This window comes from Flagellimonas sp. (genome assembly GCF_965233845.1).
Classification (GTDB): domain Bacteria; phylum Bacteroidota; class Bacteroidia; order Flavobacteriales; family Flavobacteriaceae; genus Flagellimonas.
Genome location: NZ_OZ247584.1, coordinates 3747556 through 3771782, shown reverse-complemented (window position 1 = coordinate 3771782; position 24227 = coordinate 3747556). Strand labels below are relative to the sequence as shown.

Here is a 24227-nt window from a genome sequence, read left to right as displayed (position 1 = left end):
GGATACCTTTGCCCATTGTTCGCTAAACATCAACTTTGACCCTATCGACAACATTGGAGCCTTCTTTAATGGCTTGGAGCCTAGCTTTTAGTGCCACTTTCCTTATGGGAACATCTAAAGCAGGGCTCAAGGGACTTGCCACTTTTAACGTGACTTTGTTTGCACTAGCGTTTGGAGCACGGATGTCCACGGGATTGATTATCCCCTTACTGATAGTAGGAGATATTTTTGCGGTCATTTATTACAATAGGCACACCCAATGGAAGTACATTGTAAAGTTCTTGCCTTGGATGCTTTCTGGAATTTTGATTGGGGCCGTACTTGGGAAGGACTTGCCGGAAGAAGAATTTAAACTGGGAATGGTCATCGTCATTTTTATCAGTTTGGGACTCTTGATTTGGTGGGACAAACGTAAATCGAGCCAAATACCAACACATTGGTTGTTTGCGGGACCTATAGGAATTATGGCGGGAATTTGTACGATGATAGGGAATCTGGCAGGGGCCTTTACCAACATATTTTTTCTGGCCATGCGACTTCCAAAAAACGAATTTGTTGGAACAGCTGCCTGGCTGTTTTTCATCACCAATCTCTTTAAACTTCCCTTTCATATTTTTGTTTGGAAAACCATCACTTGGGAAACCATACTTATAGACATAAAGTTGGTGCCGGCTATTGCACTAGGGCTCATTACCGGGGTCTTGGTGGTAAAAAGAATCAATGACAAAAACTACAAACGTTTTATTTTGATTGTTACCGGGATTGGTGCTGTAGTTATGCTGATCAGATAGGATTACCCGTTGTTCAACTCTTCGGAAAGCTTTTCCAAATCTGCTTTGGTCAAAGGTTTGGTTATGTATCCCTTGATAAAGTCGTACTGTTTGGAAAGATTCAGGTCCTCAGGGGCAATTGAAGATGTTAGGATATGGATTTGGACTCCCGTTTTAATTGCAGACGGACCATCTTTCAATTCTTCCAATAATTCCCAGCCATTCATTACCGGCATGTTGATATCCAATAAAACCAACTCGGGTAAATTTGAAGGCGTTTCTGCTAATTGTACCAGTTCCTGGTACACTTGGAGCCCATTCTCAAAATGCGAAATTTCTTCAGTTAATCCTGAGCTTTTGATTAATACCTCCGCAACTTCACGAAATACAAAGTCGTCATCTACCACAAACACTTTGGGTTTTGTCATTGCTTGTTGTTTTTGGTTTTTGGAAAAGTTAGTGTAAAGGTGGCTCCATGACCTTCCTTGCTCTGTGCAGATATTTGTGCATTCATTGCGTCCATTTGATTTTTGGAAATGAACAGCCCTATACCCTTTGCATCCTTGTTTCCATGAAACGTTTTGTACATACCAAATAAGTTTGATCCATGTTTTTCCAAATTGATTCCCTTGCCATTATCTTGGAAAGAAATGACGGTCTGATCGGCCTTGGCCTTGGCTTTTATTTTTATGATCAGTTTCTTTTTAGGATCCCGGTATTTCAAGCTATTGGTCAATAGGTTTAAGAAGATACTGGTAATGTAGGCGCTTATGCCATATACCTTGAGGTCTTTTGGTATCGCTATTTCAATGCTGGGTTGGATTTCGGCAATGTGGGCATTTATACTTTGTAACACATTGTCCAAGGTTGTTTTAATGGAAACCCATTGGGATTTTTGGTTATGATCTCCTTGAATTTTGATAACCTCGTTGAGCTGAACTACGGTTTCATCCAGCCGCTCAGAGGATATTCGGATCATTTCCAGGAAACGTTGTTGTTTAGCAGGTGCTATATCATCCAACAACATTCCGGTAAGCATGGAAAGATTACTGGAATTTGACCTAAGGTTGTGTGACACAATATGGGCAAAGTTCAACAAGCTTTTATTTTGTTTTTCCGTGGTATTCAATAATTGTCTAAGCCGATTGTCCGCCTTTTTAATTTGTGAAACATCGGTGTTGGCACCTATCATTCGTAAGGCCGCTCCATTTTCATCCCTAAAAACCTTACCACGACCATGGATATGTTTAACCACCCCATCAGCCGTGATAATCCGAAATTCAGTATTGAATTCCTTTTTACCGGCTATGGCAAGCTCTACCTCCTTTAGGCTTTTCTCCTTATCATCTGGATGAATGGTCTGTTCCCAGGCAGCAACTTCTCCACTGAATTCGTTTCTATCTATTTGGTAGAGGTCATACATATTATCGTCCCAAACCAAACTATTGTTTACAATATCGTAGTCCCAAATACCGATGTTGGAACTTTCAACGGCTACCCTCATGCGATCAGTAAGCACTTTGATTTTGTCATTGCTTCTTTTGGATTTATCAATATCCATAAATACACCAAACATGCGTGCAGCTTTTCCATTGATCATCTCGGTTTTGCCTATGGCCCTTACCCATTTCTCATTTCCTTTGGCCGTTACTATAATCAGTTCCACGTCATAAGGTGTTCCATTTTCAATCGACTCGGAAACAACCTGGATTATTTTATCTCTGTGTTCCCCTTCTTTATAGAAATTGATGCCGGTCTCCAAGTCGGGAACAAAATCCGTGGAAACTTCATGAATTTCCTTGGTCATTTCGGACCAAAATATTTGGTTATTGATTAAATCCACTTCCCAACTTCCTATTCTTGCGGTCTTTTCCGCTTGCAATGACAGGTCTAGTGCAATCTTCTTTTTGGTGACATCATCAAAATATATGTAGTAATGGGTAGATTTGGAAGACGGATTTAACACCATCTTGTACCATTTCAATTCGTTTTTTCTGGTGATGTGGGTTATGAATTCATTAACCTGAGTTTTTTGAAAGCGCTTCGTCTTTTTAAGTTCAAGTAGGGATTGTGGAAGTTCGCCAATTACCGTTTCCAAATCCAAAAAGCCTTCCTTGGGGCGATCCATTCCAAAAAATTCATAGAATCTATCGGAACAATCTTGAATAGTCAAGCATTGGTCTACCATGACAATAGGGAAAGGTAGATTTTGGATGGTGGATACAAGCTGTTTAGAGATTTTCATTGGCTTGGAAAAAGCATTAAAATTCAAACGTAAGAAAAATCTGAATATTGTGTTTTGGGCTTTGCTAAAAACCTATCCGCACCTTTTTAAATTTTTGGCGGAATGGATTTATAAGAACATTGTTTTTCCAACTTGATTACAAGTCCTAATTTTAAGGTTGAAACTAATGATTATGGATTTAAAAGGGAAAGTGGCCTACATTACGGGTGGAACCAAGGGGATAGGACTTGGCGTTGCCAAATGCCTTTTGGAAGAGGGAATGAAGGTAGCAATAAGTGGTAGAAGCCAAGAAGGGGTTAAAATGGCCGTTGAGGTATTGGGAGATGGTGAAAATGTTTTGGGAGTTACATCTGATGTGACCAAGCTGCTGGATGAGAAGCAGGCGGTAGAACAGATTTTGGAACGGTGGGGCCGATTGGATTTGACTTTGGCGAATGCCGGGGTTGGTCATTTTGCACCTGTGGATGAACTTTCTGAAAAAGCTTGGGAGCAGATGATCAACACGAATCTCAATGGTGTTTTTTATTCGTTAAAGGCTTCCGTGGAGGCACTAAAAAAGTCTGAAGGTTATTATATGACCCTGGCCAGTTTGGCAGGTACTAACTTTTTCCCTCAAGGAGCTGGCTATAATGCCACAAAATTTGGTGTAGTGGGCTTTACCCAGGCTGCCATGTTGGATCTTAGAAAATATAATGTCAAAGTAACCACCATTATGCCTGGCTCGGTGGCCACCTATTTTAATGGAAATGAACCTTCGGAGAAAGACGCTTGGAAGATTCAGGCTGAGGACATAGGAAAATTAGTGGTAGACCTGCTTCAAATGCATCCGAGAACCTTGCCTAGTAAAATTGAGGTAAGACCAACTCGTCCCGACCTAAAATAATCAGGATTCCTTTTCTGCAAAGGCCACCTTTGGATCACAGATTTCAAGAATAATCTGATGGAGGTACTTTTCGAAGGTGCGCATGGTCTCTGGATTGATTAAAGTATCTGAGGTAGAAAATTGGAGAAACCCATGTCTTAAATTTTTGAAGGAATACAGTCCGGCAATAAGAGTTTCTGTACCGTGTTTGCTAAAGTATAAATAGGCATAACATAGCAGTTGAAAAGCTTTGCTTTTGTCATAATTGGAAATGAGGGTGTCCCAATCCTTGATTTTTACATGGGACGGTTCAACTCTTCCGGTTTTGTAATCCACAATCCTAATGGTGCCGTCCACTTGATCTACCCTATCCAATGTCCCTTTTAGTTTGACGGGAAAATCAAGAGCGGGGATGTGCAAGGTTGACTCGTACTTTTCTTCCAACGCCAAGATTTTAACCTCATGTTTTTGAAGCTGTACCATTTCCATATCCACGAAATTCTGAAGGTACTTTAAAACCACATGGTAAACTAGAAGGTATCTTCCCTTGTTGATATCTACCCCTGGAAGCGTTGCTGCAAATTGGGAAGACACCACTTTTGGAATTTGGTCTTGGAGTGATTCCATGTCCGCTTTTTCAAGCACCTTGTTGATCAATGGACTGTACAGCACCTCCAAACTATCGTGAATTATGGTGCCAAAGGTGTTGGCCGCAATGGATTGTTCCACCTCCTCGGTATCATAGATTTTAAGAATGTTCTTCTTGTAGAAATCCATGGGATTTCTGATATAGTTTGTTATTGCCGTTGGGGAAAATCCATTACTGGCAAAGGTTCGGATGTCTTCCACCAATAAGTTGCTTTTTTCAATTTGTGGGATGGGGGAAGCATCGATTTTCAATTCTGGCGAGGCAATGGAGTGGCTTATATAGCGCGAAATATTCTTATCCGTTAAAAGCTGGGAAATCAATCGGCTTTTTTCACCACCCTCCAGTACATCGGGCTCTGTATTATAGACAAGGTATATGTTTTTGGCCCGTTGTATCAGTCGATAAAAGTGGTAGGTATATATGGCATCTTTTTCCTTGAAGGTGGGCAATCCAAACTCCCTTTTAACATCAAAGGGAAAGAAAGAGTTGCCAGACTTTCCTGCTGGTAGAATCCCTTCGTTGACAGAGGTGATGATGACCGTTTCAAAATCCAAATTCCTGCTTTCCAACATTCCCATAATCTGTAAACCGGAAAGTGGTTCCCCTATAAAGTCGGTAGTTTCCAAAGCTGCCAATTGCTTAAAAAAGCTTTTTACGGATTTTAGCTGTTTGATGAAGTTAACGGATTCAATGTGCTGTTTGAGCTGATTGAACAACTTATGGAATCGGTATAGATACTCCAGTTCCATAAGGTCGTTTTGTTCTTGGCCAATGGTCTTTAACTTTTGGATGAGTTGGAGACATCGTTTTATCCAATCCAATGGAGTCGTAGGATTAGCGGGAAACAGCAAACCCAAGAGCTCTGATTGGGCCGAGTATCTTTCAAGATATGGATGGTTGAGGTAAAGCCTGTTGTGCTGCTTAATATCGTTGGCGATTGACGAAAGGGCATCCACCTTTTCAGAAGAAGAAAGTAAAAGGCAAAACGGATTGGAGAAAAAGGTAAGGACATCTTCAAAAAACCACCCCTTTTCGGATTGCGCCAACTGTAGGTCCAAAAAGGACAAAAAGAAGGAATACAAAACTGTTTTATTCAATGGGAAGCCCATGGTAATGTTCACCTTGGAAATGGAAGAAGGAAGGGCCAGGAGCATTGGATTGAGTAACGATTCGTCTGCCAGAACCAAGGCCGTATCGTGAATGCCATCTGGGGTGGCTTCTTGTATTTCCGCCAAAAGATTTCCTACATATTGGGCTTGGCTGATACTTTTTGGAACGCCTGTAATCGAGATTTTCTTCGGCGACAAAAAATTATGATGGATGCCTTCCAGATCATTTCGTTGATAATAGGGCCAAGTTTGCTTGTAGTTCCTAATAAATAATCCGGCATCGTGCATAGAGCTGTCCAGAAAATAAGCGTCTATGTCCCAATAAATGTGATTGGAGGGACTATCCAAATAGTGCTGAATGATTAAGGCTTCGGCTGTATTGAGAGCGTTGAACCCAATAAATACAATTGGCGCTTCCTGAAAGATGGAATCGCCAGTATCCATATGCTTTGCGGCCCATCGGTACAAAAGACCCTGATAGCCCTTTTGTTGATTTATGAGAGTTTTGGTAAAGGTCCCATAGATCGTGCTCAGATTGTTCCAAAGTGCGAGATAGTTCTTGACCAAATCAGATTTGTCCTTTTGCATGGACCAGTGATTAAGTTCCTTAATGGCCGATAGATAATTGAGAATATCATTTGGTGGAATAAGGTACCGGTCTATTTCATTAAAATCTTGTAGTAGGGTCTGTCCCCATTTCAGAAAAGTGTCAAAATCGTCATGTTCTTTTATTTCGGTCTTTTTATAAACCGAATAAAGTTCCAGGATAAGATCTACGTTGGAAGCTTGGGACAGCCCCGAGATTTGGGTCACAAAATCTTCAATGGAGAGCACAGTTGGGCTAAAAATGTTCTTCCCAATGATTTGCGCCATATGTTTTTTAAGGAAAGTCCCTGATCGCTTACTTGGAAGTACATAGGTGCATTCGGGAATGGACACACCCTTTTGCTGAAGATCATGTAGTACGTATTCGAGGAAGCTTTGTTGCATGCATTAAAAATAAAAAAGGCTCCCGACATTGTCGGGAGCCTTTTTTCAAGGAAATCTAAGTTCCTTTTATTATTTGATCAAGTTGATTTCAACTCGTCTGTTCTGAGTTCTACCAGCTCTTGTGTTGTTGGTAGCGATTGGCTTGTCTTCACCGTATCCGATGGCAGTCAATCTACCAGCGTTAATTCCTTTGTCAATCAAGAAATCACGTACAGAGTTAGCTCTCTTCTCAGATAGAGACTGGTTCAATTTAGCACTACCTACGCTGTCAGTGTGACCTTCAACAGTAAACTTAGCGTTAGGATACTCGTTCAAAATTTGGATGATGTCAACCATTACTGAAGTAGACTCAGCTTTGATGGAAGATTTACCAGTATCGAACAAGATAGTTCTAGCGTAATCGTTCAATTGCTTTTGAACTTCCTCGGTTACTTCTGGGCATCCGTTGTTGGCAACAGTACCGGCTACATCAGGACACTGATCGTCTTTGTCAAGAACGCTGTCACCATCTCTGTCTGGCCAAGGGCATCCGTTGTTCTCAGCAGGACCAGCTTCGTTAACACACTGATCGTCTCCATCTCTTACACCGTCACCGTCAGCATCAGGACAACCTGCCAATGCAGCAAGACCAGCTTCGTTAGGACAAGCATCGTCTTTGTCAGCGATTCCGTCACCATCAGTATCAGGGCAACCGTTCATTTCTTTGGAACCAGCTTCGTTAGGACAGCTATCCTTGCTATCTTCGATTCCATCGCCATCAGCATCTGGACAACCGTTGAAAGCTTCCAAACCGGCAACCTCTGGACAAGCATCGTCTTTGTCGTAGATTCCGTCACCGTCAGTATCGGTTCCACCAAATTTAATGCTGATACCAGCCATGTGCTGGAAATGTCTTACCAAGAAATCTTCGAAAGCGTGCTTGTATTGGGTTTGTAGGGTAAGACCAACGTTCTCGGAGAACCATACGTTAACACCGATACCACCATTAACCGTACCAGCACCAATTTCATCAATCCAAGTATAACCACCACCGATTTCAGCAAAAGGATCGATAGTTGTGTTTTTTAGGAAGTTGTATTTGATGGTACCATCTACAGCATAGTGTGAAAGATCGTCTATGGATTGGTCACCGTTTTTTTCAAGTCTGTTCAAAGAACCTCTTGCTCCAATAGAGAAACCATCCCCTATATATTTAGAAACAGCCACATAAGAAACGGAAGGCAAAATATTCCAGTGATCAGATACATTGAAATACTCATCGAACAAAGTAGTACTTGAGAACGGGTTGTCCTCGTCGTTGGTCGGGTAAGTGTCAATGGCGTTTACCCCAAAACTGATCTGCCATGGATTATTCTCGTCTTGCGCTTGTACGTTGTTAAAGCCCAAAAAGACTAGGGCAACAACCAATAATTTGCTAAGATGTTTCATGCTCAAAATTTTAAGTTTAAGTGTTTATCAGCAGCAAATGTAAGTTGTTAAGACTTATTAACAAAATCAAATTTTCTTTTTTTTTGGTGCATTACATAGAAGTTTTAATGCACTTCAACGATTTTTAAGGCTTTTCCAACTTCGGTGAACGCTGCTATGGCTTTGTCTAAATGATGCTTCTCATGGGCTGCCGACAACTGGACCCTTATCCTTGCCTTTCCCTTGGGAACCACTGGGTAAAAGAACCCAATTACATAAATACCCTTTTCCAAGAGCATATCTGCCATTTCTTGGGATAACTTGGCATCATAAAGCATTACTGGAACAATGGCGGAATCCCCATCTATGATATCGAATCCGGCCTCTTTCATTCCTTTTTTGAAATATTCCGTGTTCTTTTGAAGCTTATCCCGCAAGCTTGTATCCTTATCCAGCATCTCAAACACCTTAATGGATGCGCCCACTATGGCAGGAGCAAGGGAATTGGAGAAAAGATAAGGGCGAGAACGCTGGCGGAGCATTTCTATGATTTCCTTTTTACCCGTGGTATAACCACCCATGGCACCCCCAAGGGCTTTGCCAAGCGTTCCGGTAATAATATCTATCCGGTCCATTACGCCTTTTTCTTCCAAGGTGCCCCTGCCGGTTTCGCCAATAAATCCGGCGGAGTGGCATTCATCAATCATCACCAGGGCATCATATTTGTCCGCCAAGTCGCATATTTGGTCCAATGGAGCCAATAATCCGTCCATGGAGAATACGCCATCCGTAACTATTATTCGGAAGCGGGAACCGTCTTCATGGCTCTGCTTAAGTTGGGTCTCAAGATCGGCCATGTCGTTGTTGGCATATCTATAGCGTTTGGCCTTGCACAATCGAACCCCATCTATAATAGAGGCATGGTTAAGGGAATCTGAGATAATGGCATCTTCCGCAGTCAACAAGGGTTCAAACACCCCGCCATTGGCATCAAAGGCAGCAGCATATAATATGGTATCCTCGGTGCCGTAAAAATCAGCAATCTTTTGCTCCAAGCTTTTATGGATATCCTGGGTGCCACAAATAAAGCGGACCGATGACATCCCAAAACCATGGGTGTCCAAGGTATCCTTGGCCGCTTGGATTACCTCTGGATGGGAGGAAAGCCCCAAATAATTGTTGGCGCAAAAGTTGATTACCTCCTCTCCAGTGGATATTTTGATGACAGCATCTTGTGGGGAAGTGATAATGCGTTCCTTCTTAAAAAGGCCCGCTTCCCTAATGTTGTCCAGTTCTTGGGTCAAATGTTGTTTTATAGTTCCGTACATAGTTTTTTGTTTAAAGGAAAAGGGGTTTTATTTCGTGATCAATATATACAATAATAAGATGTCCAAGCGTAAAATCCATGGCTTTTAAAGCATCGGCATATTCCATGATTTGTTCGTTGTGCGAAGGGGCGGGTTTACCTGTTTTATAATCAATAACCGTTGCCTTTCCATCTTTTATGGCGATGCGATCGGGCCTTAGCGTTTTACCATTGCCCAGTAAAATTTCTTGCTCATTTAAAATCTGGTATTCCAAGGAAAAGTAGCCCCTGAGTTGGGGGTGTTCAACAACTCCCATAATTTTTTCTTGGACGTATGCTGAATCGGCCGCCGTAAGCTGCCCTGATTCCTGAAGGTCATCCAAAACCGAAGGAATATCATCCACCGTCTTTATTTTGCTTAAGGCATGGTGTACCAAATTGCCAAGTTCTATGGCTTCCCTACGTTCATCATCCCATAAATGAACAGATCTGGTAGAAATGGCAAAACCTGTATCCCTTTCATCCTTTGCTACAAATGGAATACTGCTGCTTGGCATGGTCGGTTCCTGTTCTTCATCCCTTTGGGTCAATTCCCCAAAAATGAACTTTCCCGCTGAGCTCTCCTCCGATCCTTGTTGATTCAGAAAATAGTGGAACAAGTTGGAATAAGAGTTGCATTGTTCCAAGCTGTTAACGGCTTTATCAGTTTCAGAGAAAACAAAAAGTCCTTTTTCAGCCCTCGTCAAGGCTACGTAGAGCACATTAAGGGCATCCAGTTCGGTTTTTTCCATTTCCTCTAAATAGTTCTTGGAAGTGATTTCGTTGTACTGGAGCATTTCCTTTTTTGTGTTGATCAGAAATTCATCCAGTCCAAGTTCTTTTTCCTTTGGGGTAGCACCCACCCAAGATTTCTTTTGCTTTCTGGGGTCATGGATCAGCGCATTCGCAAAAGGAAAAATCACCATTGGAAATTCAAGTCCTTTGGATTTATGGATGGTCATGATTTTGACGGCATCAATATGTTCAGGTGCTGCAATGGAAAGCTTGTTCTTTTTCTGTTCCCAATACTTGAGAAAGGCATGTATGCCCGGGCCTTCCCTCTTTTCAACCACCAGCACTTCGTCCAGCAGAAAAACTAGGTAGGCTTGGGATTCATTTGCAAGTTCAAAAGATCGAATCGCCTTTTCCAAAATGGTGATTACGGGCTGGGTTTGGAGCTCGGTTATGGAAAAACCATAAGCGTTCAACAGTAATCCTGCTACCTTGTCCAGATGACTGGAAATAAAATGATGGGGGTCAGAAGAGGTTTTGGACAGATAATACAAAAGGGCATAGGTGGACTCCTGATCGGCTGGATTCTCCATGACTTTCAACAGAGAAATCAGAAAGTCCACGGTGGAATTGTTTTTCAACAAAAGCGATTCTGAGGAAACAACAGGAATTTGATTTTCTGACAGAAAGTTGGCCAAGAGCATGCCATGGTCGTTTTTCCGCACCAATATGCAGATGTCGGAATACACATAGTCTTTATTTTGTAGGGTTTCAATGGTATTGAGCACCTGCTGACAATGTTCTTCCGCCTTATCATCAACCTCACTGTCCACAAAAGAAAATTCAATATAGCCCCCTTGCCTATCGTTGGTTTTCTGATGGCATCCTTCCAGAAAAAGATTGCGATATTCCGTATTCCTTAATATAGGAGCAACGGTGCTAAAGAATTGGTTGTTGAATTGGACTATTTCACTGTAGCTTCTCCAATTGGTATCCAAAGCAAATGTGGTTGGACTAATGGAAAAAGGTCTGGATTTGCCACTGATCAGGTTTAGGAACTGCTCCGCCTTTCCCCCTCGCCATCTGTAAATGGCCTGCTTAACATCCCCTACCAAAAAAAGGGTACCCTCTTCGTTTTTCTCGTTCACACTTTCCAGGGCATTTCCAATTAAGGGAACCAGGTTTTCCCACTGCACTTTGGAAGTATCTTGAAACTCATCCAAAAAGTAGTGCCTGTACTTTTCACCCATCCGCTCATAGATAAAGGGGACGGGTTGGTTCCTGACTTCTTTGGATAACAGCGAGTTTAAGGCAGAAATGGGAATGACCTCACGATCTAGTTCAATGTTCTTGATTTCCTTGGCGATTTCGCTCAGCAAGGTCAGGGGAACAATGTTGCCATAAATGTTACGCAGATAATGGCGTTGGTAAAGTGTTTTCTTGATGGTCCGATAAAGATCAAGAACAAAAGTGGCCAATTGGGAACTATCCCGCTTGTCCGAAGCTTTTAGCAGTCTGCCAGCTTCAAGGGACTCTTCCAGCTTGTTGGCGTAAAGTACTTTGATGTTGAATTCCTTCCCGCGGATTTTCTTGAAGTGGTTGGGGAGCGTTTGCCTGGGGAAATCTTCAGGAGCAAAACCTTGCTGTTCAATTTCCTGTAATACCAATGCGGCTTGTTGGGTTGCGTGGGATTCCAAAGCAGCAATTTGTGAGGAAATCTTTTGTTGGACTGCCTTAAAATCCTGAAGGGTCTTGGTTTCCAAGGATGTAATATGATCGGCATGGTCCTCTTGAAAAAGCAGCTTGCCAATTTCCATCAGATCATAAGAAACGTCCCAACTTTTATCCTCATCAATTTTTTCCAGGGAAAATGCAATGAGGGTTTGGGTCAAGGCCTCATCGCTGCCCGCTCTTTCCAATAATCGGCCTACGGCCTCGTGCAACAATAGATCGGTGTCCAGCTCCACTTCAAAGTTCTGCGAAAGCTGTAGGTCGCGGGCAAAGGTTTTAATGATTTTGTGGTTGAACTTGTCTATGGTGGAAATCTCAAAAAAGGAGTAGTTGTGCAAAATCCGTTGTAGGACCGTTTGGGAACGTTGCTGTAATTGTTGAGGATTCAACGAAAGTTCCTCTCGAATTTCATTAAAAAGCGAAGCTCGCTTTTCAGGGGGCATGTCCAACCCAAAACTATACAGGCTTTCCAAAATTCGCGACTTCATTTCCCCCACCGCTTTGTTGGTAAAGGTGATGGCCAATAGCTGCCTGAATTTGGACGGGGAACCATCCTTTAGCAATAGCAAGAGATACTCCTTGGTCAGGGAATAGGTCTTTCCAGATCCGGCTGATGCGCTGTATATTTTAAAATGGGGAGGCTCCAAAAACATTTTCCTGCAAATTACGGATTACCCGCCTTAAGTTAATCTCCGAGAGCATGAAATATATCCCATAAAGCCGTATTTTTACAGGAATCAATAATAACTTAAAAACAGTACAATTATGGCTTTTGAATTACCAAAATTACCCTATGCATACGATGCCTTGGAGCCACATATAGATGCCAGGACCATGGAGATACACCATACCAAGCACCACAACGGCTATACTACAAAATTGAACGGTGCCATTGCCGGAACGGACTTGGAGGGACAGTCCATAGACGACATCCTTTCCAATTTGGATATGTCCAATGGTGCGGTTAGAAACAATGGCGGAGGATTTTACAACCACTGCCTTTTCTGGGAGGTAATGTCGCCAGATGGTGGAGGTGCCCCAAGCGGGGATTTGGCCGCTGCCATTGATGTGGCATTTGGCTCATTTGATGCTTTTAAAGAGCAGTTCAGTGCCGCTGCCGGAACGCGATTTGGTTCTGGATGGGCGTGGCTTTGCGTGCATAAAGGAGGGAAGTTGGAAATCTGCTCCACGCCCAACCAGGATAATCCGTTGATGCCAGATACAGGTTGTGCGGGACACCCCATTTTGGGCTTGGATGTTTGGGAGCATGCCTATTACCTAAACTACCAAAACCGCAGACCCGACTATGTTGCCGCATTCTTTAATGTGATCAATTGGGATAAGGTGGCGGAAGGATATGCTTCCAATAAATAAGAACTAGAAATTCAAGCGTCACTTCGAGTGTCCCGAATTTACTTCGGGATGTATCGAGAAGTGGAGACTGGATGAAAGTACTTTTTAAAGGGGCCGCATTAGCGGCCTTTTTTTATTTTTTTAAGGACCTCCTTGTCATTCCGAACGCTGAAGGCGGAGGAATCCCAATGGTTTGGATTTTTCGTGGAGAGCTTACAAACACATCCCTGATTTCAGCCTGCTGAAATCTTCCCTTCTCAAGAAGGGAGCACATACCAAAAGCGACAGAAACCAATTCCACTTTAGAGAGGGACAGGGGTGTGTATTAACCCAAAACCCCCATCCGTCAAGTGAAAAGGGGCATTCGTCAATTGGGAGCTTCTTGGCCAAGCGCATTGCACTTCTTTTATGGTCTAAACCGCAGGGATGAGGAGCAGAAAGATTTTGAACCTGTTATTTGCAATGTTTGTTTTCTCTTGTGGCAATGACGATAGCCTTAATGGTCCCAAAGGGAAGCAGACCCAAATTGAAAGTGTGGAACCGATGAGCGGCGCAATAGGCGAAATTGTGGTTATTGAAGGAAAGGATTTTGGGGATTTGATGGAAGAAAATACGGTGAAATTTAATGGCCATATAGCCTCTATCATAACTGCAAGCACAACAAGATTGGTGGTAACTGTTCCGAATGGTGCAAAGAGCGGCCCTGTAACTGTAAAGGTGGGGAGTAAGACCGCACTAAGTGATACTGACTTTGTTGTGAAACCTTAAGAGGTCAATTGGCCTAGTTGAGCAAAGCAATGATGTATTCGAAAAATATTTTTTGGGGTAATTGGATTTTTTTCAATTGGGGGCCGCGTAAGCGTCTCCTTTTTTGGTGCCCAAACACCCCAAATAGAAAAGGGCGAGGAAGCCCTCACCCTTTTCGTCCCAAATCTTACCATAAACTTAACCTACTTATGCTATGGCGAAACTAAATTACTGGTATTGTGAGAAATAACAAAAGTTTTTGCAGAATTTTTTGAATTGGAGCCAAAAAAGGAAGGGAAGATTTAAGCAACAATTTTGGTAAATCATTGGGATTCAAACATAAAGAAGGCGGACAATGTCCGCCTTCTTTCCCCAAATCTTACCATGAACTTAACCTACTTATGCTATGGTAGCTCCAAAAGTAAGGCAAGGGGTTGTTTTGGGAACAAGCTTTTAGATGAAACTCCTGTTAATTGGGTGAACGGATCGGGAAGGGGTTTGAACGCACGGGAATTCAGGAAAAGGACTACGGGGAATTAGGGCAACCCCTAAAAATAAAGCGACCGGAGTATTCCCCGGTCGCTTTCCCCAAATCTTACCATGAACTTAACCTACTTATGCTATGGTCCTCCAAATGTAATACAGAGCACCGCTTTGGGAGCAAGCTTTTAGATGAAAGCCCAGTTGTCTGGGTGAAATACAATTGTGGTTGAAAAGGACTACGAAATTTGTTGGGGAAAGCAGGATGGAAAATAAAAAAGGTGGAATAGCTTCCACCTTTTTTGCCCCAAATCTTACCATGAACTTAACCTACTTATGCTATGGCAATACTAAAGTAGGTTTGTAGGTTGCCCAGTGGGCAAAAATCCGTTCATCTGCACGTTTCATCGATGAAATGCACAGGGAGTCCCGATAATGGGAAAACTAGTACGCTCTCTGGTTTTTTCCCTCGTAAAAATTGATGAATGCTCTGTTTACAACACGGTTCCCTCCCGGTGTAGGATAGTTACCTGTAAAGTACCAATCTCCCAAATTTTTGGGACAGGCTTGGTGCAACCCTTCAATACTTTGATAAATTATATCGACTTCTGCATTGATCCCTTTTGGACTTAGGATTTCAGCAATTTTCTTTGAAATTTGGTCTGCTGTAAACGGAGCGTAGAATTCCTTTACATAATTGACCACCTCTTTATCCTTGGATTCGGTTTGCGTAAGGCACTTTTCATAGATTTCTCGGATCTTGTCGGTGGTCCCATGATCTTCATGTAGCGCTTGGGCCGCTTTAAAGGCTACAAAATCTTCCAGCTTGGCCATGTCTATTCCATAACAATCTGGATAACGGATTTGCGGAGCCGAAGAAACCACCACAATCTTTTTAGGGGATAAGCGATCCAGGATTTTAAGGATACTTTTCTTTAAGGTCGTTCCCCGAACAATACTGTCGTCAATGATCACAAGGTTGTCCCCTTTTTTTACAGATCCGTAGGAAATGTCATAAACGTGGGCTACAAGATCATCCCTGCTACTGTCTTGCGTAATAAAGGTCCGCAGTTTGGCATCTTTGATAGCCACTTTTTCTATCCGAGGGCGTACGTCCAATATGCTGTGCAGTTCTTCTCCGGAAATGTTCGGCCCAAGAGCAAGGATTTGCTCCTCCTTGAGTTTGTTAAGGTAGTTCTGCGCTTCTTTGACCATTCCAAAAAAGGAAGTTTCCGCTGTATTGGGGATATAGGAAAAGACGGTGTTGGCCAAATCATTATCAATGGACTGAAGAATTTGTGGGAATACCAATTTCCCCAGCATCTTTCTTTCCTGATAGATTTCCTTGTCGCTCCCTCTGGAGAAATAAATACGTTCAAAGGAACATGCCTTTCTTTCTGTAGGTTCTTGGATTTGCTCCAAATGAACATCACCTCTTTTCTTAATGATCAAGGCATGTCCTGGATTCAGTTCTCTAACTGAATCATAGGGTACATTAAAAACGGTTTGTATGGCAGGGCGTTCGGAAGCCACTACCACAACCTCATCATCTTGGTAATAATAGGCCGGTCTGATTCCCGCGGGATCACGAACCACAAATCCATCACCATGTCCCAATAGACCACCCATGGTATAGCCCCCATCCCAATTTTTGGAGGCTTTTCTCAATATTTTGGCAACATTCAGGCGTTCCGCGATTAGGGGCGAAGCTTCCCTTTTGTTATATCCTTCTTTCTTGATTTGTTTGTACAATTTGGCCACGGCATCATCCAGAAAATGTCCAATCTTTTCCATCACGGTTACCGTATCTGCCATTTCCTTTGGATGCTGACCCAAGGTTACGAGATTCTCGAACAACTCGTTTACATTGGTCATATTAAAGTTACCCGCAACTATGAGGTTCCGATGCATCCAATTGTTCTGCCTTAAAAAAGGATGAACGCTTTCTATGCTATTCTTCCCAAAAGTGCCATACCGAACATGGCCCATCAACAACTCCCCTATATAAGGAATGTTTCTTTTCTGCAGCTCCACATCATTTTCCAAACCTGGATTTTGTTCCAGAGCCGTATTGATTCGGTCATTGATTTGGGCAAAGATGTCTTGGATGGGCTGCTGCTGGGCGGAACGTACCCGGCTCATATAACGCTCCCCGGGCTTCATGTCCAATTTAATACTGGCAAAACCGGCTCCGTCCTGACCTCTGTTGTGCTGTTTTTCCATCATGAGGTACATCTTGTTGACCCCATAAAATGCAGTACCGTATTTTTCCTTGTAGTACTCCAGTGGTTTAAGCAATCGGATCATGGACAATCCGCACTCGTGCTTAATAGCATCACTCATAACAAACCAAAATAAAAAAGCCCCGAAACGTGTCAGGGCAGTTATTTATGTTAACTCAATATTGAATTGCGTCAATTCTTTAAATTGCATAAGGCGGCGTTCCACCTGCTGCTTCTCCAGTTCCAGCATTCGTTCCGTACCAAATCGCTCCACACAGAACGAGGCCAGGTTAGATCCATGGATAATGGCATTCTTCAAACTTTCAAACGAGATATTTTTGGACTCGGCCAAATAACCGGCAAATCCACCAGCAAAGGTATCTCCAGCTCCAGTGGGGTCAAAAACCTCTTCCAGAGGCAGGGCGGGTGCAAAGAAAACATGTTCTTTATGAAACAAAAGTGCACCGTGCTCCCCTTTTTTGATCACTACGTATTTAGGACCCATTTCTTGAATTTTGGCCGCAGCCTTTACCAAGGAATATTCGTTGGTCATCTGTCTTGCCTCTTCATCATTGATGGTAATCACATCAATCTTTGCAATGACCTCCATCAACTCATCCCAAGTATTGTCCATCCAGAAGTTCATGGTATCCGCTATAATAAGTTTTGGTCGTTCTTTCATCTGTGCAATTACACCCAATTGGATGTTTGGATGAAGATTACCCAACATGACCACATCGGCATCCTTGAAGTTGTCTGGAACAATGGGGTTAAAATCGGCCATGGTGTTCAACTCCGTGACCAAGGTGTCCCTAGAATTTAGATCATTGTGGTATTTGCCTTTCCAGTAGAAAGTCTTACCTCCTTTTACCACCTCAATTCCAGAAATGTCAATATTATGTGCTGTGAAAATATCCAGATATTCCTGAGGAAAATCTTCTCCAACCACAGAAACTACGGCTGACTCTACCTTAAATTGTGAAGCTGCCAAACCTATAAAGGTGCCCGCGCCACCAAGAATTTTATCACTCTTCCCAAATGGCGTTTCAATATCATCAAAAGCCACACTGCCTACAATAAGCAATTTGCCCATGCGCTAAAATTTGCTGCAAATATACGTTTAGATATTCCATTTTCCACCACTTGACATTTAATTAAGAAAATGGCGGGAAATCCGTTGAATATGACCCTACTTTCTTCCAAAATCTGCAGGAATTTCACCCCAGGCTTTGGTTTCCCATTTTACAATGGGGGTGTTGTACCTATTTTTTTTCAACCAACTTTCTGCTCGCTCTATCAGTTCAAAGAGCTGGGCATTTTTGGTGTTTTTTTTCAGTTTGGTGCCGCATTTTTTCTTCCGTACCCAGCCAATGGCTATCCGGGAATCGGAATAGATCACACGCTCACTTTTTCGTTCCTTTAAAAAAGCCAGGCCATGCACCAAGGCCAAAAACTCGCCTATATTATTGGTTCCCTGCTCAAATGGTCCCTGCTTGAACAACACTTTTTTGGTTTTGGTGTCCACCCCTTGATATTCCATTTTACCTGGATTGCCACTGGATGCAGCGTCCACTGAAATGGAATTGTAGTTGGGGTCTCCAATTCGCAGCAACTCTTCTTGGGTTAGTTCCTTTTTGCCTTTGGAAGTTCCTTTGTACTCCAAATAATTGCCGTTGTATGCTTTTTTGGCCTCTTCAAAAGTAGAAAAGGACTTGTATTGTGCACCTTTAAAACCCGTTATCTGAGCCTTGCAGTCGTCCCAACTCTCAAATATTCCGGGGCGTTTCCCCTTCCAGACCACATAGAATTTTTTCTTATTCGCCATGTTGGGTCAATAGTTTTTCAATCACTTTGGGAAAGTGCTCGTATTCCAGTTCGTGCACCTTCTGGGCTATGGTGTCTGGGGTATCCTCAGGTGTCAATTTCGTTTTGGCTTGAAAAATAACAGCGCCCTCATCATAATGCTCGTTCACATAGTGAATGGTGATACCTGTTTCCGTTTCCCCATTTTCTTTTACTGCCTCATGGACCTTGGAGCCATACATGCCTTTTCCACCATATTTGGGTAATAGTGCAGGATGTATGTTGATGATTTGGTTTGGAAATGCCTGGATGAAACTTTCAGGAATCTTCCAAAGGAATCCGGCAAGAACGATTAGGTCTGGCTCAAGACTTTGGATCATCCCCAAAAGCTGGTCCGTTCCCACAAACGATTCCCGATTAAAGGAGTAGGCGGGAACCTTCAGTCTTTTGCACCGATCCAGTACTTGGGCAGTGCTTTTATTGGTAAAAACCGCTGAGACTTTGGCCGTTTGTTGTTCCCTAAAATGGGTAATGATTTTTTCGGCATTGGAACCGCTGCCGGATGCCAGAATAACTATCTGTTTTACGTTGGGTTTCTCCTGCAAATCGCTATACATGTTTAAAAGGCTAAATTACTGCACGTGTATGTAATATGTTTAATTTGAGGCACATTTTATCGACAAATGGTGTATTTAATCCAAAGTTTTATATTTTTGCCCCGATTAAATTTTTAAAACCGATATAATTATGTCAGACATTGCATCAAGAGTAAAGGCTATCATCGTTGATAAACTAGGTGTTGATGAAAATGAAGTAGTAGCTGAGGCTAGCTTTACCAACGACTTGGGTGCGGATTCCTTGGACACTGTTGAACTTATCATGGAGTTTGAAAAAGAATTTGACATTCAAATCCCTGATGATCAGGCAGAAAACATTGCAACTGTTGGTCAAGCCATTAGCTATATAGAAGAAGCCAAGTAATTTTATGATATTTTACTAAAGATTTTAAATTATCCATGTGGTGAGGATCACATGGATAATTTTTTTTTAATTTAGGTTCATAAGGGTAAATAATAGTTCAATGCAGTTAAAGCGAGTTGTGGTTACTGGAATGGGTGCGTTAACACCTATAGGTAACAATTTGGAGGCTTATTGGGAAGGACTAAAAACAGGGAAAAGCGGTTGCGCTCCCATCACGTATTTTGATACGGAAAAGTTCAAAACCAAGTTTGCCTGCGAACTTAAAGGCTATAAACCTGAAGATTATTTCGATAGAAAGGAAGCCAGAAAACTAGATAGGTTTGCCCAATATGCATTGGTTTCTTCCGATGAAGCCATTGCAGACTCCGGTATCAATTTAGATACGGTTGACAAATTTAGGGTAGGTGTAGTTTGGGGTGCTGGAATAGGCGGACTGGAAACTTTTCAAAACGAGGTAATCGGTTATGCCGGCGGAGATGGAACTCCAAGGTTCAATCCTTTCTTCATCCCAAAAATGATTGCCGATATTGCCCCTGGAAATATTTCCATCAAGCATGGTTTTATGGGGCCTAACTATACTACGGTATCTGCCTGTGCCTCTTCTGCCAATGCCATGATAGATGCGCTCAATTATATTAGATTGGGACATTGTGATGTTATTGTAACAGGAGGTAGTGAAGCGGCGGTTACCATTGCTGGTATGGGAGGGTTCAATGCCATGCATGCCCTATCCACACGAAACGATAGTCCAGAGTCGGCTTCAAGACCTTTTGATGCCACTAGGGATGGTTTTGTTTTGGGAGAAGGAGCAGGAGCCCTGATTTTGGAAGAGTATGAACATGCCAAGGCAAGAGGGGCCAAGATCTACGCAGAGGTTTTGGGTGGCGGACTTTCCAGTGATGCCCACCACATGACAGCCCCTCATCCAGAGGGAATTGGAGTGGTTAAGGTTATGGAGAATTGCCTTCAGAATGCTGGACTAAACCCTGAAGATGTAGATGCTATCAACACACACGGAACATCTACGCCTTTGGGAGATGTGGCCGAATTGAAAGCCATCTCCAAAGTGTTTGGGAAACATGCTCCCAACATTAATATCAATTCCACAAAATCCATGACAGGGCACTTATTGGGTGCGGCTGGAGCCATAGAAGCCATTGCTTCCATCCTGGCCATGGAACACAGTATGGTTCCTCCTACGATCAACCATAGTGTAGTGGATGAGAACATTGATCCTTCATTGAACCTGACCCTTAACAAGGCACAGGAAAGGGAGGTAAATGTGGCCATGAGCAATACCTTTGGGTTTGGCGGACACAACGCTTGTGTTCTGTTCAAAAAAATAGGGTAGTTTTGTAGTGTAATGAAATTTCCCTCCAAAATATTCAATTCCCATCCGAAATCGGATGGGGATTTTTTTTTAGGTATTAAGTCAATTCTGGGATTTAAACCCAAGAACATAAAAATCTATAAGAAGGCATTTCTACATCGCTCCGTAAATAAAAGGGATAAAGACGGTAACCCCATGAACTATGAGCGATTGGAATTTCTTGGAGATGCCATGCTGGGAACAATTATTTCCAAACACCTATATAATAAGGTGCCTGGAGGAGATGAGGGATACTTAACCAAAATGCGCTCCAAAATAGTCAGTAGAAAACACCTCAACGAGCTTGGAAAAGATTTAAAACTGCTTAAATATGTAGAGAGCAGAATTCCCAAATCCCACTTTGGGGAAAACATTCACGGCAATGTTTTTGAGGCCCTTGTAGGAGCCATTTATCTGGATAGGGGCTATACCTACTGCGAAAAATTCATCAATTCCAGAGTTATTATGCCATATGTGGACATTGAACAATTGGAAGGAAAGGTAATCAGTTACAAAAGCTTGCTCATAGAATGGTGCCAAAAGCAGAAAAAGACTTTTCACTACGATGTTTACGAAGACACCGGCAACGATGAGCTAAAACATTTTGCGGTTAAATTGACCATCAACGAAAGAGTTATGGCCAAAGCCCGGGCCACATCCAAAAAGAAGGCTGAGGAAAAAGCCTCCAAAAGAGCCTATTTTGCCCTCCAGAGCAGAATAGAAAATAGTTGACTTTAAATTACCGTAAACTCAAACGTTTTCGTTGTGTTAAAAAGGGTATTGTCCCCATTAAGCTAGGCTGTCAAAGGGAATAGAAGTATATTTGGGGTTCGTGTAAAAGAGATGTTGACGACCCATAAGATATCTGATGATTTTTATGACGACAACTTTCAGCTTATTGCAATTCATAGTGGGCTGGAAGATTTTGCGATGGGCTATGCCGTTAATTTAGCCTGTGGACTTCAATTAAGTAGAAGGAAAAACGACCTGCAATTTGATCAGGATCTCACTTTTTCGGTCTTTGATTGGGACGATGAATTGAGTGACACTTTTTGGACCCTCATGTCCAACAAATGTGCTGTTGAAGAGACCATTCCGTCTATTGGACTTTTTCAGGATAGAACGTCTTCCAGAGCGGACTATTTGATCAAAGAACGCAAGGAAGTAGATTACTTTTTGAAGGTTGATGGCGTGGATGGGCCTACCCTGGTTCACAAAATAAAGGCTATTAACACCATTCCAAAAGTGGTTACTGCATATCCGCTTGAAACACAAACTTTAAAATCAAAAAGAAACCTAATCTTTTAACAATGCCAACCGTTAAAAAAACAAAAATAGTAGCCACCCTTGGACCTGCCACTAGCAAGAAGGAAGTTCTTCAGCAAATGATGGAAGCTGGGGTGGATGTTTTCAGAATAAATTTTTCCCATGCCTCACATGATGATGTAGCCGAGCGTATTAGGCTCATTAGGGAATTGAATGACGAACTGGATACCAACACCGCAATTCTTGCCGATTTGCAAGGACCAAAATTGAGAGTCGGGGTAATGGGAGGTGAAGCTGTTGTGGCACCAGGGGATGAGATTACCTTTGCTACAGGGGAACCCTTTGAAGGAAGTGCCAAAAGGGTTTATATGAACTATGCCAGCTTTCCCCAGGATGTGAAACCGGGAGAGCGCATTTTGTTGGATGATGGAAAGTTGATTTTCGAAGTGAAGTCAACCAATGGGAAGGATGAGGTGAAGGCTGTTGTGGTACAAGGAGGGCCTTTGAAATCGAAAAAAGGAGTTAATCTCCCCAACACAGATATCTCACTACCTGCCTTGACGGAAAAGGACATTAAAGATGCCGAATTTGCCATTTCCCAAGAAGTGGATTGGATTGCGCTGTCCTTTGTTCGGCATAGCCAGGACCTTATGGATCTTCAAAATTTGATCAACAAACATTCCGAGCACAAGATTCCAATCATTGCCAAAATCGAAAAACCGGAGGCGGTTGACAATATAGATAAGATTGTGGCCTATTGTGATGGTCTCATGGTTGCACGTGGAGATTTGGGAGTGGAAATACCTGCACATGAAGTACCACTCATTCAAAAACAGTTGGTATTGCGGGCTAAAAAAGCGAGGATTCCCGTGATCATTGCAACACAGATGATGGAAACCATGATCACCAGTCTTACCCCAACCCGTGCGGAGGTCAATGACGTGGCCAACTCTGTTATGGATGGGGCGGATGCCGTGATGTTGTCTGGAGAAACCTCCGTTGGAAATTATCCAGTTCAGGTTATCGAAAAAATGTCCAGCATTTTGATGAGCGTGGAAGGTTCCAATCTGATCAGTGTTCCACAGACGCCACCCCATATTCGTACAAAAAGATATATTACCAAGTCCGTTTGTTATCATGCCGCCATTATGGCCAACGAAATAGAGGCCAAGGCCATTTCAACCTTGACTAATAGTGGTTATACGGCTTTCCAGATTTCCGCTTGGAGACCCAGTGCCCACATTTTGGTGTTTACCTCCAACAAAAGAATCCTGACCCAACTGAATTTGTTATGGGGTGTAAAAGCGTTCATGTACGATAAGTACGTTTCCACGGATGAGACCATAGAGGATGTAAACCAAATTGCCTGCAAAAAAGGCTATTTGGATGTTGGGGACATGCTTATAAGCTTGGCAGCCATGCCCATCAAGGATAAGGGAATGGTGAATACCCTTAGGGTAACAGAAATAGAAAGCTGTAGTTTCTAGGCTACTTTTTCAAAAGCAATAAAATTGACCAATTTACCAGCCTTGTCAAATACAGGGCTGCTTTTGATATGGCATTCGTAAGTGGTGCCATCTTTCCTGTAATTGGTCAAAACCACTTCAAAGGGTCGTTGGTCCTTAATGGCTTGGGAAACTTGACTTGTGGTTTCCCTACAGGTGGCCTCCCCTTGGAACATTCTAGGTTGTTTACCTAAAACCTCATGCGGTTGGTAGCCATTCATTTCAACCATATTCTGTGTGGCATAAACAATGTTCAATTGGGTATCCGTAACGACAACTACCCGATCTTTTTTAAGAATCTCAGTGCCAAAATTGGCCATTTTATGCCATTTTTCGGACAATGCCATGCTTTCCAAGCTTTTGACATCGGCAAGGTTACCAGAAAGTCGATCAAAAGATTGAGCAAACAAATCCATGGAGTGGAGAGGGTAGCCATGCACATCCAATTTATTGTAAAAAGTATGTGCAGCTTCGTCGTAAAATCGCATCTTTTCCATGCCCAATACTATAAAAAGGAATATGGACCAGAAAATCTACGGATAACATTAACACTCTTGTTTAAGAATTTACGTGTTATAGTTGGAAATAGGGCTGTAAGTATCAACAGTATTTAAGGACTAAAGTCCAGAAAAACCATCTTCAAGGCTTGGAATAGGGCAAG

General features: G+C 42.5%; 20 protein-coding genes. 9 read left to right on the top strand and 11 right to left on the bottom strand.

What is annotated here, in order from left to right:
* Positions 1-35: 35 nt before the first annotated feature.
* A complete protein-coding gene (locus ACO6S0_RS16790) occupies positions 36-791 on the top strand; it encodes a sulfite exporter TauE/SafE family protein (protein WP_422349462.1) in 756 nt (251 codons plus the stop codon).
* Positions 792-793: 2 nt separating this feature from the next.
* Here the strand turns inward: ACO6S0_RS16790 and ACO6S0_RS16785 are convergent, their stop codons facing one another.
* Both ACO6S0_RS16785 and ACO6S0_RS16780 read right to left on the bottom strand, forming a co-directional pair.
* Entirely contained in the window at positions 794-1198 is a 405-nt protein-coding gene (locus ACO6S0_RS16785) for a response regulator (protein WP_422349461.1), read from the bottom strand.
* Positions 1195-3015, bottom strand: a complete 1821-nt coding sequence (locus ACO6S0_RS16780; protein WP_422349460.1) for a sensor histidine kinase — start codon at positions 3013-3015, stop codon at positions 1195-1197. The genes ACO6S0_RS16785 and ACO6S0_RS16780 overlap by 4 nt, the downstream gene beginning before the upstream one ends.
* A gap of 172 nt (positions 3016-3187) precedes the next feature.
* On the opposite strand from ACO6S0_RS16780, the gene ACO6S0_RS16775 reads away from it, so the two are divergent.
* Positions 3188-3898 (top strand): SDR family oxidoreductase, encoded by a 711-nt coding sequence (locus tag ACO6S0_RS16775; protein ID WP_422349459.1) that lies wholly within the window; start codon positions 3188-3190, stop codon positions 3896-3898.
* Here the strand turns inward: ACO6S0_RS16775 and ACO6S0_RS16770 are convergent, their stop codons facing one another.
* The 4 genes from ACO6S0_RS16770 to ACO6S0_RS16755 all read right to left on the bottom strand — a co-directional run bounded on the left by ACO6S0_RS16770 (position 3899) and on the right by ACO6S0_RS16755 (position 12493).
* Positions 3899-6625 carry a PD-(D/E)XK nuclease family protein gene (locus ACO6S0_RS16770; protein WP_422349458.1) on the bottom strand — a complete coding sequence of 909 codons (2727 nt, stop codon included), beginning with the start codon at positions 6623-6625 and terminating at the stop codon, positions 3899-3901.
* Between the two features lie 69 nt (positions 6626-6694).
* A complete protein-coding gene (locus tag ACO6S0_RS16765) occupies positions 6695-8053 on the bottom strand; it encodes an OmpA family protein (RefSeq protein ID WP_422349457.1) in 1359 nt (452 codons plus the stop codon).
* A 104-nt stretch (positions 8054-8157) separates the two neighbouring features.
* On the bottom strand, positions 8158-9360 hold the full coding sequence (kbl, locus tag ACO6S0_RS16760; protein ID WP_422349456.1) for a glycine C-acetyltransferase: 1203 nt from the start codon (positions 9358-9360) through the stop codon (positions 8158-8160).
* A gap of 10 nt (positions 9361-9370) precedes the next feature.
* Positions 9371-12493 carry a UvrD-helicase domain-containing protein gene (locus ACO6S0_RS16755; RefSeq protein ID WP_422349455.1) on the bottom strand — a complete coding sequence of 1041 codons (3123 nt, stop codon included), beginning with the start codon at positions 12491-12493 and terminating at the stop codon, positions 9371-9373.
* Between the two features lie 112 nt (positions 12494-12605).
* Here ACO6S0_RS16755 and ACO6S0_RS16750 point away from each other — a divergent pair, with 112 nt between their 5' ends.
* Positions 12606-13214 (top strand): superoxide dismutase, encoded by a 609-nt coding sequence (locus ACO6S0_RS16750; protein WP_422349454.1) that lies wholly within the window; start codon positions 12606-12608, stop codon positions 13212-13214.
* 405 nt (positions 13215-13619) lie between these two features.
* On the top strand, positions 13620-13961 hold the full coding sequence (locus ACO6S0_RS16745) for an IPT/TIG domain-containing protein (RefSeq protein ID WP_422349453.1): 342 nt from the start codon (positions 13620-13622) through the stop codon (positions 13959-13961).
* 903 nt (positions 13962-14864) lie between these two features.
* Here ACO6S0_RS16745 and ACO6S0_RS16740 read toward each other — a convergent pair.
* From ACO6S0_RS16740 to purN, 4 genes are all read right to left on the bottom strand, one after another.
* Positions 14865-16763 carry an amidophosphoribosyltransferase gene (locus ACO6S0_RS16740; protein ID WP_422349452.1) on the bottom strand — a complete coding sequence of 633 codons (1899 nt, stop codon included), beginning with the start codon at positions 16761-16763 and terminating at the stop codon, positions 14865-14867.
* Positions 16764-16808: 45 nt separating this feature from the next.
* Positions 16809-17735 carry a PfkB family carbohydrate kinase gene (locus tag ACO6S0_RS16735; RefSeq protein ID WP_422349451.1) on the bottom strand — a complete coding sequence of 309 codons (927 nt, stop codon included), beginning with the start codon at positions 17733-17735 and terminating at the stop codon, positions 16809-16811.
* 96 nt (positions 17736-17831) lie between these two features.
* Complete coding sequence (locus tag ACO6S0_RS16730; RefSeq protein ID WP_422349450.1) at positions 17832-18467, bottom strand: viroplasmin family protein; 636 nt, start codon at positions 18465-18467, stop codon at positions 17832-17834.
* Positions 18457-19062: a phosphoribosylglycinamide formyltransferase gene (purN, locus tag ACO6S0_RS16725; protein ID WP_422349449.1), complete on the bottom strand. Its 606-nt coding sequence runs from the start codon at positions 19060-19062 to the stop codon at positions 18457-18459. Before purN ends, ACO6S0_RS16730 begins: the two co-directional genes overlap by 11 nt.
* Positions 19063-19192: 130 nt before the next feature.
* On the opposite strand from purN, the gene ACO6S0_RS16720 reads away from it, so the two are divergent.
* The 5 genes from ACO6S0_RS16720 to pyk all read left to right on the top strand — a co-directional run bounded on the left by ACO6S0_RS16720 (position 19193) and on the right by pyk (position 23548).
* The gene (locus ACO6S0_RS16720; protein WP_009778413.1) at positions 19193-19426 is read left to right on the top strand and encodes an acyl carrier protein; all 234 of its coding nucleotides are present in this window, start codon (positions 19193-19195) and stop codon (positions 19424-19426) included.
* A gap of 100 nt (positions 19427-19526) precedes the next feature.
* Positions 19527-20777 (top strand): beta-ketoacyl-ACP synthase II, encoded by a 1251-nt coding sequence (gene fabF / locus ACO6S0_RS16715; protein ID WP_420401267.1) that lies wholly within the window; start codon positions 19527-19529, stop codon positions 20775-20777.
* 12 nt (positions 20778-20789) lie between these two features.
* A complete protein-coding gene (gene rnc, locus ACO6S0_RS16710) occupies positions 20790-21527 on the top strand; it encodes a ribonuclease III (RefSeq protein WP_422349448.1) in 738 nt (245 codons plus the stop codon).
* A 111-nt stretch (positions 21528-21638) separates the two neighbouring features.
* On the top strand, positions 21639-22103 hold the full coding sequence (locus tag ACO6S0_RS16705) for an IPExxxVDY family protein (RefSeq protein WP_422349447.1): 465 nt from the start codon (positions 21639-21641) through the stop codon (positions 22101-22103).
* Positions 22104-22105: 2 nt separating this feature from the next.
* Positions 22106-23548, top strand: coding sequence for a pyruvate kinase (gene pyk, locus ACO6S0_RS16700; RefSeq protein WP_422349446.1), 1443 nt, complete (start codon positions 22106-22108; stop codon positions 23546-23548).
* On the opposite strand, the gene ACO6S0_RS16695 is transcribed toward pyk, so the two are convergent.
* Complete coding sequence (locus ACO6S0_RS16695; RefSeq protein ID WP_422349445.1) at positions 23545-24063, bottom strand: PAS domain-containing protein; 519 nt, start codon at positions 24061-24063, stop codon at positions 23545-23547. The two genes, pyk and ACO6S0_RS16695, sit on opposite strands and share 4 nt — an antisense overlap.
* Positions 24064-24227 lie beyond the last annotated feature (164 nt).

Bases quoted from the DNA above. Each gene is read 5' to 3' on its own strand.
- ACO6S0_RS16695 (WP_422349445.1), bottom strand. From the start codon at position 24,063: ATGGAAAAGATGCGATTTTACGACGAAGCTGCACATACTTTTTACAAT.
- ACO6S0_RS16785 (WP_422349461.1), bottom strand. From the start codon at position 1,198: ATGACAAAACCCAAAGTGTTTGTGGTAGATGACGACTTTGTATTTCGT.
- purN (WP_422349449.1), bottom strand. From the start codon at position 19,062: ATGTATAGCGATTTGCAGGAGAAACCCAACGTAAAACAGATAGTTATT.
- ACO6S0_RS16730 (WP_422349450.1), bottom strand. From the start codon at position 18,467: ATGGCGAATAAGAAAAAATTCTATGTGGTCTGGAAGGGGAAACGCCCC.
- ACO6S0_RS16775 (WP_422349459.1), top strand. From the start codon at position 3,188: ATGGATTTAAAAGGGAAAGTGGCCTACATTACGGGTGGAACCAAGGGG.
- fabF (WP_420401267.1), top strand. From the start codon at position 19,527: ATGCAGTTAAAGCGAGTTGTGGTTACTGGAATGGGTGCGTTAACACCT.
- ACO6S0_RS16755 (WP_422349455.1), bottom strand. From the start codon at position 12,493: ATGTTTTTGGAGCCTCCCCATTTTAAAATATACAGCGCATCAGCCGGA.
- pyk (WP_422349446.1), top strand. From the start codon at position 22,106: ATGCCAACCGTTAAAAAAACAAAAATAGTAGCCACCCTTGGACCTGCC.
- rnc (WP_422349448.1), top strand. From the start codon at position 20,790: ATGAAATTTCCCTCCAAAATATTCAATTCCCATCCGAAATCGGATGGG.
- ACO6S0_RS16735 (WP_422349451.1), bottom strand. From the start codon at position 17,735: ATGGGCAAATTGCTTATTGTAGGCAGTGTGGCTTTTGATGATATTGAA.
- ACO6S0_RS16740 (WP_422349452.1), bottom strand. From the start codon at position 16,763: ATGAGTGATGCTATTAAGCACGAGTGCGGATTGTCCATGATCCGATTG.
- ACO6S0_RS16770 (WP_422349458.1), bottom strand. From the start codon at position 6,625: ATGCAACAAAGCTTCCTCGAATACGTACTACATGATCTTCAGCAAAAG.
- kbl (WP_422349456.1), bottom strand. From the start codon at position 9,360: ATGTACGGAACTATAAAACAACATTTGACCCAAGAACTGGACAACATT.
- ACO6S0_RS16720 (WP_009778413.1), top strand. From the start codon at position 19,193: ATGTCAGACATTGCATCAAGAGTAAAGGCTATCATCGTTGATAAACTA.
- ACO6S0_RS16705 (WP_422349447.1), top strand. From the start codon at position 21,639: ATGTTGACGACCCATAAGATATCTGATGATTTTTATGACGACAACTTT.
- ACO6S0_RS16750 (WP_422349454.1), top strand. From the start codon at position 12,606: ATGGCTTTTGAATTACCAAAATTACCCTATGCATACGATGCCTTGGAG.
- ACO6S0_RS16780 (WP_422349460.1), bottom strand. From the start codon at position 3,015: ATGAAAATCTCTAAACAGCTTGTATCCACCATCCAAAATCTACCTTTC.
- ACO6S0_RS16745 (WP_422349453.1), top strand. From the start codon at position 13,620: ATGAGGAGCAGAAAGATTTTGAACCTGTTATTTGCAATGTTTGTTTTC.
- ACO6S0_RS16765 (WP_422349457.1), bottom strand. From the start codon at position 8,053: ATGAAACATCTTAGCAAATTATTGGTTGTTGCCCTAGTCTTTTTGGGC.